Source organism: Stenotrophomonas sp. 1L-E-5-B-C3, assembly GCF_057292075.1.
Genome location: NZ_JBXAWS010000025.1, coordinates 1 through 13,299, shown reverse-complemented (window position 1 = coordinate 13,299; position 13,299 = coordinate 1). Strand labels below are relative to the sequence as shown.

The 13,299-nt window shown below is 66.4% G+C and carries 8 protein-coding genes; 5 read left to right on the top strand and 3 right to left on the bottom strand.

Going from position 1 to position 13,299, the window contains the following annotated elements; all coding sequences use genetic code 11:
* From AC0Z6F_RS20900 to murD, 3 genes are all read left to right on the top strand, one after another.
* Complete coding sequence (locus tag AC0Z6F_RS20900) at positions 1 to 2,595, top strand: bifunctional aspartate kinase/diaminopimelate decarboxylase (RefSeq protein WP_100434180.1); 2,595 nt, start codon at positions 1 to 3, stop codon at positions 2,593 to 2,595.
* Between the two features lie 79 nt (positions 2,596 to 2,674).
* Positions 2,675 to 4,027, top strand: a complete 1,353-nt coding sequence (gene murL / locus AC0Z6F_RS20895; protein WP_100467946.1) for a UDP-N-acetyl-alpha-D-muramoyl-L-alanyl-L-glutamate epimerase — start codon at positions 2,675 to 2,677, stop codon at positions 4,025 to 4,027.
* On the top strand, positions 4,008 to 5,417 hold the full coding sequence (gene murD, locus AC0Z6F_RS20890; RefSeq protein WP_100434182.1) for a UDP-N-acetylmuramoyl-L-alanine--D-glutamate ligase: 1,410 nt from the start codon (positions 4,008 to 4,010) through the stop codon (positions 5,415 to 5,417). Before murL ends, murD begins: the two co-directional genes overlap by 20 nt.
* 121 nt (positions 5,418 to 5,538) lie before the next feature.
* Here murD and AC0Z6F_RS20885 read toward each other — a convergent pair whose 3' ends face one another.
* Positions 5,539 to 6,135, bottom strand: coding sequence for an SMI1/KNR4 family protein (locus AC0Z6F_RS20885; RefSeq protein ID WP_485616889.1), 597 nt, complete (start codon positions 6,133 to 6,135; stop codon positions 5,539 to 5,541).
* Positions 6,136 to 6,268: 133 nt separating this feature from the next.
* On the opposite strand from AC0Z6F_RS20885, the gene AC0Z6F_RS20880 reads away from it, so the two are divergent.
* Entirely contained in the window at positions 6,269 to 7,054 is a 786-nt protein-coding gene (locus tag AC0Z6F_RS20880; protein ID WP_485616888.1) for a dienelactone hydrolase family protein, read from the top strand.
* Between the two features lie 132 nt (positions 7,055 to 7,186).
* Here the strand turns inward: AC0Z6F_RS20880 and AC0Z6F_RS20875 are convergent, their stop codons facing one another.
* The gene (locus AC0Z6F_RS20875; protein ID WP_485616887.1) at positions 7,187 to 8,185 is read right to left on the bottom strand and encodes a polyprenyl synthetase family protein; all 999 of its coding nucleotides are present in this window, start codon (positions 8,183 to 8,185) and stop codon (positions 7,187 to 7,189) included.
* Positions 8,186 to 8,399: 214 nt separating this feature from the next.
* Here AC0Z6F_RS20875 and AC0Z6F_RS20870 point away from each other — a divergent pair, with 214 nt between their 5' ends.
* Positions 8,400 to 10,013: an alpha-glucosidase family protein gene (locus AC0Z6F_RS20870; RefSeq protein ID WP_100434186.1), complete on the top strand. Its 1,614-nt coding sequence runs from the start codon at positions 8,400 to 8,402 to the stop codon at positions 10,011 to 10,013.
* Positions 10,014 to 10,259: 246 nt separating this feature from the next.
* Here the strand turns inward: AC0Z6F_RS20870 and AC0Z6F_RS20865 are convergent, their stop codons facing one another.
* Positions 10,260 to 13,016, bottom strand: coding sequence for a TonB-dependent receptor (locus AC0Z6F_RS20865; protein WP_485616886.1), 2,757 nt, complete (start codon positions 13,014 to 13,016; stop codon positions 10,260 to 10,262).
* Between the last annotated feature and the right edge of the window lie 283 nt (positions 13,017 to 13,299).

Genomic DNA, 13,299 nt, shown 5'->3' with positions numbered 1-13,299 from the left:
ATGTCAGCTTCCCCCCTTGTCGATCGTTGGATCGTACTGAAGTTCGGCGGCACCTCGGTGTCGCGTCGTCACCGCTGGGACACGATCGGGAAGCTGGCGAAAAAACGCGCGGAAGAGACCGGCTCGCGCGTGCTGGTGGTGGTTTCGGCGCTGTCCGGGGTCACCAACGAACTGACCGCGATTGCCGATGGCGCGCCGGACAGCCGTGATCGCGTGGCCGCGCTGGTCGAGCGCCACCAGGGCTTCCTGCAGGAACTGGAGCTGGGCGCCGAGGTGCTGGCCGAACGACTGGCCGTGCTGCAGGGCCTGCTCGATGACCCGCGTGCCGTTGCCCGTCCGCTGGACTGGCAGGCTGAAGTACTGGGCCAGGGCGAACTGCTGTCCTCCAGCCTGGGTGCGGCCTATCTGCGTGCCAGCGGCCTGGATTTCGGCTGGATGGATGCCCGCCAGTGGCTGGATGCACTGCCGCCACAGCCGAACCAGAGCGACTGGTCGCAGCGCCTGTCGGTGAATTGCCAATGGCGTGCCGATGCCGCCTGGGCGCAGCGCTTCCGCGCGCAGCCGACCCGGCTGCTGATCACCCAGGGCTTCATCTCGCGCCACGCCGACGGCGGCACCGCCATCCTCGGCCGTGGTGGTTCGGATACCTCGGCGGCGTACTTCGGTGCGCTGCTCGGCGCCAGCCGCGTGGAGATCTGGACCGACGTGCCGGGCATGTTCAGCGCCAATCCCAAGGACGTTCCGGACGCGCGGCTGCTGACCCGGCTGGACTATTACGAAGCGCAGGAAATCGCCACCACCGGTGCCAAGGTGCTGCACCCGCGTTCGATCAAGCCGTGCCGTGATGCCGGCGTGCCGATGGCCATTCTCGATACCGAGCGCCCGGAACTGCCGGGCACCAGCATCGACGGCAATGCCGCACCAGTGCCGGGGGTGAAGGCGATCAGCCGCCGCAACGGCATCGTGCTGGTGTCGATGGAAGGCATCGGCATGTGGCAGCAGGTCGGCTTCCTGGCCGACGTGTTCAATCTGTTCAAGAAGCATGGCCTGTCGGTGGACCTGATTGGTTCGGCCGAGACCAACGTCACCGTATCGCTGGATCCGTCCGAGAACCTGGTCAACACCGATGTGCTGGCCGCGCTGTCGGCCGATCTGTCGCAGATCTGCAAGGTGAAGGTGATCGTGCCGTGCGCGGCGATCACCCTGGTCGGCCTCGGCATGCGCTCGCTGCTGCACAAGCTGTCGGACGTGTGGGCGACCTTCGGCCGCGAACGCGTGCACATGATCTCGCAGTCGTCCAACGACCTGAACCTGACCTTCGTCATCGACGAAGCCGATGCCGATGGCCTGCTGCCGATCCTGCACGCCGAGCTGATCGACAGTGGCGCGATGCCGGTGGAAGAGACCGAAGTGTTCGGCCCGCGCTGGCGTGAGATTGCCGGTACAGTGCGCCCGCGTGGTACGCCGTGGTGGCGTGGCCAGCGTGCGCACCTGCTGCAGCTGGCCGATGCCGGTACGCCGCGCTACGTCTACCATCTGCCGACCGTACGTGCCCGTGCCCGTGCGCTGGCGGCAATCAAGCCGATCGACCAGCGCTACTACGCGATCAAGGCCAACAGCCATCCGGCCATCCTGCAGCTGCTGGAAGCCGAGGGCTTTGGACTGGAGTGCGTATCGCATGGCGAACTGAAGCACGTGTTCCAGCATCTGCCGGAACTGTCGCCCAAGCGCGTGCTGTTCACCCCCAGCTTCTGCCCGCGCGAGGAATACGAAGCGGCATTCGCGCTGGGCGTGACCGTCACCGTCGACAATGTCGAAGCCCTGCAGCGCTGGCCGGACCTGTTCCGCAACCGTGAACTGTGGCTGCGCGTCGATCTGGGTCGTGGCGAGGGCCACCACGCCAAGGTGCGTACCGGCGGCAAGGATTCCAAGTTCGGCCTGCCGATTGCCCGCGTCGACGAGTTCGTGCGCGCGGCTACCGAACTGGGCACCCGCGTGGTCGGCCTGCATGCGCACCTGGGCAGCGGCGTGGAAACCGCGCAGCACTGGCGCCTGATGTGCGATGAGCTGGCCGGTTTCGCCCGCCGCATCGGCAGCGTGCAGACCATCGACATCGGTGGTGGCCTTCCAATTCCGTACAGCGACGAAGACGAGCCGTTCGACCTGGATGCCTGGGCCGAGGGCCTGGCCGAGGTCAAGGCGCTGCATCCGGCGTTCCGCCTGGCGATCGAACCGGGCCGCTTCCTGGTGGCGGAATCCGGCGTGCTGCTGACCCATGCCACCCAGGTGGTGGAGAAGGATGGCGTACGCCGGGTCGGCCTGGATGCGGGCATGAACACCCTGATGCGCCCGGCGCTGTACGACGCCTGGCATGACATCGAGAACCTCAGCCGCCAGGGCGGCTACGCCGAGGCCGCCTTCGATGTGGTCGGCCCGATCTGCGAATCCAGTGATGTGTTCGGCAAGCGCCGCAAGCTGCCGGTGTCGACCGCGCCGGACGATGTGATGCTGATTGCCGATGCCGGTGCCTACGGCTACGTGATGTCCAACACCTACAACCAGCGGGCGATGCCGCGCGAAGACGTGATCGAGTGATCGCTGCCTTCCGCGCTCTGCACCCGCCCACCGACACCTCCCGCGCCTGCGCGCGGGCAGGTGCCTGACCGGATACACCATGACTGCTTTCGACAAACACCAGGTTTCCCGCTTCCGCTTCGTCCGCTGCGAGTTCGCTGCGGACACCGGTGTGGCCAAGCTGGTCTACGCCTTCGATGATGGCCCGGAGATGGTGGAAACCATCACCGTGCCGGGCGCCCCGTTCGTGCTGGATCAGGCGCGCACCGCCGCCGTGCAGCGCGCGCTGCAGCTGCTGCACCTGATCGCCGGTGTCAGCTACTACAAGGCGGGCGTGCCGGAGACGGTCAGCATCGACAGCTACGCCATCGATGCCGATACCGCTGCCCTGGTGGAGACGGTCTACCTCAATGGCCTGGGCGAATTTGCCTACCGCAACGGCCTGAACCTGCGCGGCCGCTTCCGCCTGCCGGTGCAGGGCGAAGCGGTGCCGGCGCCGGTGCTGGGCCTGCAGCCGCACGCGCTGGTGGCCATCGGCGGCGGCAAGGATTCGCTGGTCAGCATCGAGGCCCTGCGCCGTGCCGGCGTGGACGAGACAGTGACCTGGATCGGTGGCTCGCAGCTGATCCGTGCCTGCGCCGAACGCACCGGCCTGCCGACGCTGAACCTGGGCCGCGCGCTGGCGCCGGAGTTGTTCGAACTCAACCGCCAGGGCGCCTGGAACGGCCATATCCCGGTCACTGCGGTGAACTCGGCGATCATGGTGCTGGCCGCGCTGCTGCAGGGCGTGGACCAGGTGGTGTTTTCCAATGAGCGTTCGGCCAGCTACGGCAGCCAGATTCCGGGCACCGGCGAAGTGAACCACCAGTGGTCCAAGGGCTGGGCGTTCGAGCAGGCGTTCGGCAGCCATGTGCAGAAGCAGGTGGCCGCCGATCTGCAGTACTACTCGCTGCTGCGGCCGATGTCCGAGCTGGCGGTTGCGCGCCAGTTCGCCAAGACCGATTTCTACGACGCGCACTTCTCCAGCTGCAACCGCAACTTCCACATCCTCGGCGAGCGCCCGGTGAACCGCTGGTGCGGCGTCTGCCCGAAGTGCCATTTCGTGTTCCTGGCGCTGGCCCCGTTCATGCCCAAGACGCGCCTGGTGCGCATCTTCGGCCGCAACCTGCTGGATGACATCGAGCAGGCCGGCGGCTTCGATGCGCTGCTGGAGTTCCAGGACCACAAGCCGTTCGAGTGCGTGGGCGAAGGCCGCGAATCGCGTGCAGCGATGGCAACCCTGGCACAGCGCGCCGAGTGGAAGGAAGACGTGCTGGTGAAGCGCTTCTGCAATGAGATCCAGCCGCAGCTGGATGCCACCGAACTGGAACTGGCACCGCTGCTGCAGCTGCAGGGCGAGCACCGTATTCCGGCTGCGCTGTGGGAACGGGTACGTGAAGATTTCGAAGTTTGAAGGAAAGCGCGTTGCGCTGTGGGGCTGGGGCCGTGAGGGCCGTGCCGCGTTTGCGGTGCTGCATTCGCGCCTGCCCACGCTTGGCCTGAGCCTGTTCTGTCCAGCTGCCGAAGTCGAGGCAGCGCGTGCGGAAACACATGGTGCGCTGGACGTCCGTGGTGAGCCGTCGGCCGAGGCGCTGGCTGCCTTCGATGTGGTGATCAAGTCGCCGGGCATCAGCCCTTACCAGCCAATCGCGCTGGCCGCCGCCGCGCAGGGCACCACTTTCATCGGTGGCACTGCGCTGTGGTTTGCCGAGCATGCGGGTGCTGATGGCATCGTGCACGACACCGTGTGCGTGACCGGCACCAAGGGCAAGAGCACCACCACCGCGCTGGTCGCGCACCTGCTGCGAGCGGCCGGCCACCGTACCGGCCTGGTCGGCAACATCGGCCTGCCGCTGCTGGAAGTGCTGGACCCGCAGCCCGCGCCCGAGTACTGGGCGGTGGAACTGTCCAGCTACCAGACCGGCGAAGTGGCGCGCAGTGGTGCCCGCCCGCAGGTGGCGGTGGTGCTGAACCTGTTCCCGGAACACCTGGACTGGCATGGCAGCGAACAGCGTTACATCGAGGACAAGCTGCAGCTGGTGACTGAAGCCGCACCGCGCATCGCCGTGCTCAACGCCGCCGATCCGCATCTGGCCGCGCTGTCGCTACCTGATAGCAAGGTGATCTGGTTCAACCAGCCGCAGGGCTGGCATATGCGCGGTGACATCGTGCATCGCGGTGAGCAGGCCGTGTTCGACACCCGCAACACACCGCTGCCGGGCCGCCACAACCGCGGCAACCTGTGCGCGGTACTGGCCGCGCTGGAAGCACTGGGCCTGGATGCGGTGGCGCTGGCACCGGCGGTGCAGGATTTCCGCCCGCTGCCGAACCGCCTGCAGCGCATCGGCGCGGCCGAAGGCCTGACCTACGTCAACGATTCGATCAGCACCACGCCGCATGCCAGCCTGGCCGCGCTGGAGTGTTTCGCCGGGCAGCGCATCGCGCTGCTGGTGGGCGGGCACGACCGTGGCTTGGACTGGACCGATTTCATGCAGCACATGGCGCACGACGTGCCGCCGGTGGAGATCGTGACCATGGGCAGCAATGGCCCGCGCATCCACGCGATGCTGCAGCCGCTGGCCGATGCCGGTCGCTTCGGCCTGCACGCTGCGGGCGATCTGCCGGAGGCGATGGCCTTGGCGCGTGCGGCGCTGGGTTCTGAGGGCGGGGTGATATTGCTGTCGCCTGGCGCACCGAGTTTCGGTGCGTACCGTGACTACGTGGCGCGTGGCCGCCACTTCGCCGAGCTGGCCGGCTTCGATCCGGACAGCATCAGCGCGATTCCGGGTCTGGGCATCGCCTGATCTGCCGGATCGGGGTCGGATTCCTTTCCGCAGGAAAGGGCTCTGACCGCAGCGGATCCTGCGCATCCATCCACGCATGGCGTGGATCTACTGTCGAGCCGAGCCCACGCTCGGCTGCGTTTCAATCCTCGTCCTGGTCGATGAACGCGTAATCGCGATCGATCAGCTGCTGCAGATACGCATCGAAGCTGGGCGCGATCACTGCATAGCTGTCCGGATCGTGCAGGTAGCGCACCACCTGGCCGACTGTGCCGCCCGGCGCCGGATCGAAATCCAGGTACAGCATCGAGGTGCCGCCGTTGTTCATGCAGTGCGAGAAGCACAGGCGGCGGTTCATCGGAAGATCGGCGTCGATGCCTTCACCCAGGATCTCCGGCTCGTCATCCAGCCACTCCTCGTAGATCGAGCGGATGCTGTCGTCCCACTGCTGCTGGTCCTCGAAGATCTGCGCGACTGAGCGCAAGTAGTACGGATAGCCGCCGTCCTCCACGTCCGAGCCGAGCATCAGCACGCAGACCTCGCCGCCGGGGTACTCGCGGAAGTGCGTGCCATCCACGCGCGACAGCAACGCGACCAGACTGTCCGGCACCTGCGGCCACTGCGCACGCAGACGCTGCAGGTCTTCGGCGTTGGCGCCCTGCACGTGGGCCCACTGCGGGGCATCGTCGGCAGGCAGGCGTGGAATCAGGCCAGACAGAAAGCGATCAACCAGGTTCATGCGGAAAAAGGGGACGGAGGGGATTAAGTCGTATCCAACCACACCTGCGTCACGTCGCCAATGCAGAATGCGACGCGGGAGGGGCGAATACGGCTTAATCCCCTCCGTCCCCTTTTTCTTTCGGAGCAGGCGCATGAATCGTTGGCGATGCGGCGTGGCGATGGTACTGGGGCTGGCAGCGATGCCGGCGTGGGCGGCGATGAAGACGCAGCCGGTGGAGTGGAAGCACCAGGGCACGACCTTCAGTGGCGTGCTGGTCTATGACGATGGCGAGCACGACAAGCGCCCGGGTCTGGTGATGGTGCCGAACTGGAAGGGCGTGAATGAATCGGCCATCGAGAAGGCCAAGCAGCTGGCTGGCGATGACTATGTGGTACTGGTGGCCGATGTGTACGGCAAGGGCGTGCGGCCCAAGACCGATGCCGAGGCCGGGCCGGTGGCGACGAAGCTGCGCAACGACCGGCCGCTGCTGCGTGCGCGTGCGCTGGAGGCGGTGAACGTGCTCAAGGCACAGGCTGGCAAGGTGCCGCTGGATGCGAGCCGGATCGGTGCGGTGGGCTTCTGCTTCGGCGGCACCACGGTGCTGGAACTGGCCCGTGCCGGTGCGCCGCTGGCGGGCGTGGTCAGCCTGCACGGCGGGCTGGGTTCGCCGCTGCCGGCGCAGGCCGGTGGCACGCACCCGTCGGTGCTGGTGCTCAATGGCGCCGATGACAAGAGCGTGAGCGCCGATGACATCGCCGGTTTCCAGAAGGAAATGAACGCGGCCAAGGTCGATTGGGAATTCACCAACTACAGCGGCGCGGTGCACTGCTTCGCCGAGCGTGATGCCAACAGTCCGCCGGGCTGCCAATACAACGAACGGGCGGCCAAGCGCGCGTGGAAGGCGCTGGATGCGTTCTTTGAGGAACGCTTCATGTAGAGCCGAGCCATGCTCGGCTGTGAAAGGTGTGCCGACCAACGGTCGGCACCTACCGATGTTTCAGTGCCGACCAACTGTCGGCACCTACCGGTCATTGTGGGTGCCGACCGTTGGTCGGCACGCCTTCACCCGTCAATGCGAACGCTGCACCGCGTAGCGGGCCAGGCCGCGCAGGGCGGCCACGGCATCATTGTCGCCCAGGCCGTCCAGCGCGCGCTCGGCGGCTTCGGCATATTCCTCGGCACGCGCGCGGCTGTACTCCAGGCCGCCGGTGGCGCGGATCGCGGCCAGCACTTCCGGCATCGCCGAGGCGTCGCCGTCCTGCACGATGGTGCGCAGGCGCTCGCGGGTGGCGTCGTCGGAGTGCGCCATCGCGTGGATCAGCGGCAGCGTGGCCTTGCCCTCGGCGAGGTCGTCACCCAGGTTCTTGCCCAGCTCTTCGGCATTGGCCGAGTAGTCCAGCACGTCGTCGGCGATCTGGAACGCGTAGCCCAGGTGCATGCCGTAGTCGAACAGGGCCTGCTGGGTGGCTTCATCCACGCCGCTGGCCAGTGCGCCCAGGCGGGTGCCGGCGGCGAACAGCACCGCGGTCTTGCGCTCGATCACGCGCAGGTAGGCGGCTTCGTCGGTATCCGGGTTGTGCACGTGCAGCAGCTGCAGTACTTCACCCTCGGCGATGCGGTTGGTGGCATCGGCCAGGATCTGCATCACCGACATGCGCTCCAGCTCGACCATCAGCTGGAAGCTGCGCGAGTACAGGAAATCGCCGACCAGCACGCTCGGTGCGTTGCCCCACAGTGCGTTGGCGGTGCTGCGGCCACGGCGCAGGCTGGATTCGTCCACCACATCGTCGTGCAGCAGGGTGGAGGTATGGATGAACTCGATGATCGCTGCCAGCTGGTGGTGCTCCGGGCCGACGTTGCCGACCGCGCGGCCGGCCAGCATCACCAGCATCGGGCGCAGGCGCTTGCCGCCGGCGGAAATGATGTGATCGGCGATCTGGTTGATCAGCACGACGTCCGAGGACAGCCGGCGCCGGATCAGGGCGTCGACGGCGGCCATGTCGGCCGCGGCAAGCGACTGGATCTGGGGCAGGCCCAGGGCGGGACGGGTGTCTTCGGTGATGGTCATGCGATCAGGCTTTCAGGCTCATCGCTGATTATAGGCGTTGCCTGTGAATTCGGGCGCAAACCGGGCTGGCCGACGTCCTTGGCCCGGCCACGGCTGCCGCCCGCGTGAATACGTATGCAGGTTGCGCCAAGCCCGGGGACCCACCGCTAAGCTTGCGGCATCAGGATTTCGGCCCGCTCCCGGCGGGTCCCGCACGCCCGGAGGGGGGCTGTCGATGTCGCACTATCCATGGTGGCGCGGAGCCGTCATCTACCAGATCTACCCGCGCAGTTTCCTCGACGCCAACGGCGACGGGGTAGGCGACCTGCCCGGCATCATCCAGCGCCTGGACCACATCGCCGCGCTGGGCGTGGACGCGATCTGGATATCGCCGTTCTTCAAATCGCCGATGGCCGACTTCGGCTATGACATCGCCGATTACCGCGATGTCGACCCGCTGTTCGGCAGCCTGGACGACTTCGACCGCCTGCTGGCCAAGGCCCACGGGCTGGGCCTGAAGGTGATGATCGACCAGGTGCTGAGCCACACCTCGATCGAGCATGCCTGGTTCCGCGAGAGCCGCCAGGACCGCAGCAACCCGAAGGCGGACTGGTACGTCTGGGCCGATCCGCGCGAAGACGGCACGCCGCCCAACAACTGGCTGTCGCTGTTCGGCGGCGGCGCCTGGCAGTGGGAGCCGCGCCGCGAGCAGTACTACCTGCACAACTTCCTGGTCGACCAGCCGGACCTGAACTTCCATCACCCGGACGTGCAGCAGGCGACCCTGGACAACGTGCGCTTCTGGCTGGACCGTGGCGTGGATGGCTTCCGCCTGGATGCGATCAACTTCTGCTTCCACGACGCGGAGCTGCGCGACAACCCGGCCAAGCCGGCCGACAAGCGGGTAGGGCGCGGCTTCAGCGCGGACAACCCGTACGCCTACCAGTACCACTACTACAACAACACCCAGCCGGAGAACCTGCCGTTCCTGGAGAAGCTGCGCGCGCTGCTGGACGAGTACCCGGGCGCGGTCAGCCTCGGCGAGATCTCCTCGGAGGACTCGCTGGCGACCACCGCCGAGTACACCCGTGACGGTCGCCTGCACATGGGGTACAGCTTCGAGCTGCTGGTGGAAGACTACAGCGCGGCCTACATCCGCGACACGGTCTCGCGCCTGGAAGCGGTGATGACCGAAGGCTGGCCGTGCTGGGCGGTTTCGAATCACGACGTGGAGCGGGCGGTCAGCCGCTGGGGCGGCCACCCGGCCGACCCGCGCCTGGCGCGGATGCTGGTGGCGATGCTGTGCTCGCTGCGCGGCTCGGTCTGTCTGTACCAGGGCGAGGAACTGGGCCTGGCCGAGGCCGAGGTGCCGTTCGAAGCCCTGCAGGACCCGTACGGCATCACCTTTTGGCCCAACTTCAAGGGGCGGGATGGCTGCCGCACCCCGTTGCCGTGGACCGACGCGCCGCTGGCCGGATTCACCTCGGGCCAGCCCTGGCTGCCGATCCCGGCCGAGCACCGGGCGGCGGCGGTGGCCGTGCAGGAGCGGGATCCGCACTCGGTGCTGGCCGCGTTCCGGGCATTCCTGGGCTGGCGGCATACCCAGCCTGCGCTACTGCATGGCAGCATCCGATTCATCGAAAGCGCCGAGCCAGTGCTGCTGTTCGAGCGTATGCTTGCAGATGAAACCCTCCTGCTGGCCTTCAACCTGTCGGCCGAGGCGGTGAGCCATCCGCTGCCGCCGGGCAACTGGCAGCAGGTGGCGGTACCGGGCCCGGATGCGGGCACGGTGCAGGGCAATGAACTCCAGCTGCCGCCGCGCGCGGTGTATTGCGCCCGACGCAGCTGACCGTTTTCTCCGGTGGCGGTACTTGCGGGGACGGGGCCGAAGCGCCCCGTCCCTTTTTTGTGGGTGGGGTTCCGGTCAAGGGCATCTACGCATGGCGTGGATCTACTGGCGGCATGCGCACAGCGGCATGCGCGCAAAAGAAAACCCGCTGCCTGCGTAGCGGGTTTCCGGTCCTGCTCCCCTTGTGTTGCCGGCCAGCGGCCGGCGCTACCCGGGCCGGGTTGCCGGGCATGGCCCGGCGCTGCCTCAGAACTTGTAGTTCACGCCCAGCATGTAGGTGCGACCCCACTCGATGTACTCCAGCGGGCGGTCCTTGCTGCCGGCGTAGGTACGGTACGGCTCGTTGGTCAGGTTGCTTCCCTGCAGCAGCAGGGTCAGGCCGCGCAGGGTGCTGCTGTCGCTGAAGGTGTAGCTGAGCTGTGCATCGGTCACGTTCTCGCCGACCACGTAGCGCAGGCTGCGGTTGCCGTTGAAGTTGCCGATCTCACCGATGAAGTCCGAACGACGGCGCTGGCTCACGCGTGCTTCAAAGCCACTGCGCTCGTAGTAGGCGGTGAAGTTGTAGACGCGCTTGGACAGGCCCGGCAGGCTGATCGGATCGTTGCCCACGCTGGAAGCGCTTTCCGGGTCCAGGATGGTGATATCGCTCTTGTTGAAGGTCGCGCTGGCCTGCACGCCGAAACCACGCAGGCTGTCGGTCAGCATCTCCAGGGGGAACGATGCGGTCAGTTCCAGGCCCTTCAGCGTGCCACCCTTGCCGTTCTGTGGGGCGGAGAAGGTGCCGGTGGTCAGCACCGGCGTGGTCATGCCCGGCGGCGGTACATAGCTGCCCAGCAGTGCGGTGAAGTCGTAGTTGTCCACCGACTGCGTGTAGACGTAGCTCTTCAGGTCCTTGTAGAAGATCGCTGCGGCCACATAGGCCTTCTCGCCGAAGTACTTCTCGTAGGACAGGTCCAGCGCGGTGGCACGCCACGGATCCAGCAACGGATTGCCGCCGCTGCCACCGGGGCGGCCGGTGCCGGTATCCACGCCGAATTCGAGGCCGGCGCGCATCTGGTCCACGCGCGGGCGTGCGACCTGCTTGGCGGCAGCGAAGCGCAGCGTCTGCTGGTGCGGGAACATGAAGGCCAGGTTCAAGCTCGGCAGCCAATCGTTGTAGGTGCGGCCGTTCGAATACGGCTGCACGTTGTTGCCAGCCGCCTGCGAGCTGTCCCAGTAGCGCGAGTCCGAGCTCTGGTCGGTGTGCTGCATCTGCACGCCGATGTTGCCGCGCACGCCGACCACGCCGATGTCGGTGTTGATGTTCAGGCGCGCCCAGGCGGTGGTGATCTTCTCCTGCACCGTCCACGACTTGGGAATCAGGTAGTCCAGGTTGTCGACCGGGTTGAAGGTCATGTAACGGCCCACCGCGGCCGGCACGTTCCAGGCCGGGATGTAGCCGATGCCGGCGAAGCCGAGGTTCACCGGACGGTACTGCAGGTCCGAGGCGATGTTGGCATCGCCCTGCGCGCCGAGCAGGATGTTGCCTTCGGACTGGGTCTTCACCTTGCGGCGGTCGGCGTAGTTGACGCCGATGTCGAGGTCAGGTGCCCACGAGGCGATGGCGTCGGGCAGGGCGATGGTCGCGGCCAGCTTGCCACCCTTCAGGCGGTCTTCGACCTTCGGTACCTTGCCGTAGCCGGAGCCGTAGATGGTGTTGGTCAGGAACAGCGCATCCGGGTTGGAGTAGTTCAGGCCTGGGCTGATCTGCGAGAAACCACTCTGGCGGAACTGCACGCCGACCGTATCCAGCTGCGGCATCGGGGTCAGCTGCAGGTTGTTTTCCAGGTTCAGCTCGTCGCGGGTGGCCTTGGAATAGTTCAGGTCGGCGACCAGCTTCACGCCGCTGAAGTTGAACTCATTGTTCCAGCCGAACGCGTCGATCTTGTCCTTGCGCTTGTTGTACATGCCGCGCACCAGCGGATACACGCCGCTGGCGGTGCCGCCGGTGAACGAGCCGTTGCCATTGACCTGCGGGTTGCTGACCAGCAGGCCCGGGGTGTAGTTGCCGTTGTAGTTGCTGAGATTCAGCTCGAACTGGTTGGCGGTATCGATCTGCTCGGCTTCGGTGTGGAACGCATCGAAGGTGCTGGTCCAGCTGTTGTTCGGCCGGAACTGGATGGTGGCCATCACGCCGTCGCGCTTGTTGTTGCCGGTGCGGCGCAGTGCCTTGATGCCATCGGAGAAGTAGGTGCCCGCAGCGACGCCCGGGCGGTTGCCCTTGTCGGTGTGCTCGGTGGTCCACGGCTCATACAGGCCAACCTGGTTTTCCTGGATCGGCATGTCGCTGTGCGCGTAGCCGATGGCGATGCCCAGGGTCTTGTCCAGGAACTGATCGATGTAGCTGGCGCTGAAACGGTTGCCATACGGGTCGATGTTGGCGGCGCGGCCCAGGGAGCTCTTCTGGTAGCGGCCGCTGACTGCGATCACGCGCTCGCCGAAGCTGAGCGGGCGTGCGGTCTGCATGTCGATGGTGCCCGACAGGCCCTGGCCGACGAGTGCGGCATCCGGGGTCTTGTACACGGTCACGCCGTTGACCAGTTCGGACGGATACTGGTCGAACTCGACGCCACGGTTGTCGCCGGTGCTGACCACTTCACGGCCATTGAGCAGCGTGGTGGCGAAGTCGGGCGACAGGCCGCGCACGCTGATCACCTGCGCACGACCGGCCACACGCTGCGCGGCCAGGCCGGGCAGGCGCGAGATCGATTCGGCGATGCTGACGTCGGGCAGCTTGCCGATGTCTTCGGCGGAGATCGCTTCGACCACCGAGGTGGCGTCCTGCTTGACCGCGATGGCGCTCTCGATGCCGCGGCGGATGCCGGTGACCTGCACCGTATCCAGGTTGGTGGCGGCGGTGCCGGCCGGCGTGGTGGTGCTCTGCGTGGACTGTGCCGACGCCAGCGTCGGCGCCAGGACAACGGCCAGCGCGATGCTCAGCGCGCTGCGCTTGTGGTTCAACATTTTCCCCTCCCAGGCAATGTTGCAGATCGATTCGTGAACGTCCCGGAGTGACCGTGGACGTGCGACGCGGTGGCCGCTGTCGTCGCCGCTATGGTAGGCAGCGCGTTCTTCGCGGGAATCACCCTGCATACGTATTCAATGGCGTTTGCAGGGATGTAATCGCTTTCAGGTTCTGTTTGCGGTAGTGGGGGGAAAGGGGGAGAAAACAAAGTTCCCACACTTCCTTCCCAAGAAAAACAAACAACAGACACTCCAAAAAGAGCGAGAAAAAAAGTCCCTCCAA

Coding starts and splice junctions, on each gene's coding strand:
- AC0Z6F_RS20875 (WP_485616887.1), bottom strand. CDS start 8,185: ATGACCATCACCGAAGACACCCGTCCCGCCCTGGGCCTGCCCCAGATC.
- AC0Z6F_RS20865 (WP_485616886.1), bottom strand. CDS start 13,016: ATGTTGAACCACAAGCGCAGCGCGCTGAGCATCGCGCTGGCCGTTGTC.
- AC0Z6F_RS20870 (WP_100434186.1), top strand. CDS start 8,400: ATGTCGCACTATCCATGGTGGCGCGGAGCCGTCATCTACCAGATCTAC.
- AC0Z6F_RS20880 (WP_485616888.1), top strand. CDS start 6,269: ATGAATCGTTGGCGATGCGGCGTGGCGATGGTACTGGGGCTGGCAGCG.
- murL (WP_100467946.1), top strand. CDS start 2,675: ATGACTGCTTTCGACAAACACCAGGTTTCCCGCTTCCGCTTCGTCCGC.
- AC0Z6F_RS20900 (WP_100434180.1), top strand. CDS start 1: ATGTCAGCTTCCCCCCTTGTCGATCGTTGGATCGTACTGAAGTTCGGC.
- AC0Z6F_RS20885 (WP_485616889.1), bottom strand. CDS start 6,135: ATGAACCTGGTTGATCGCTTTCTGTCTGGCCTGATTCCACGCCTGCCT.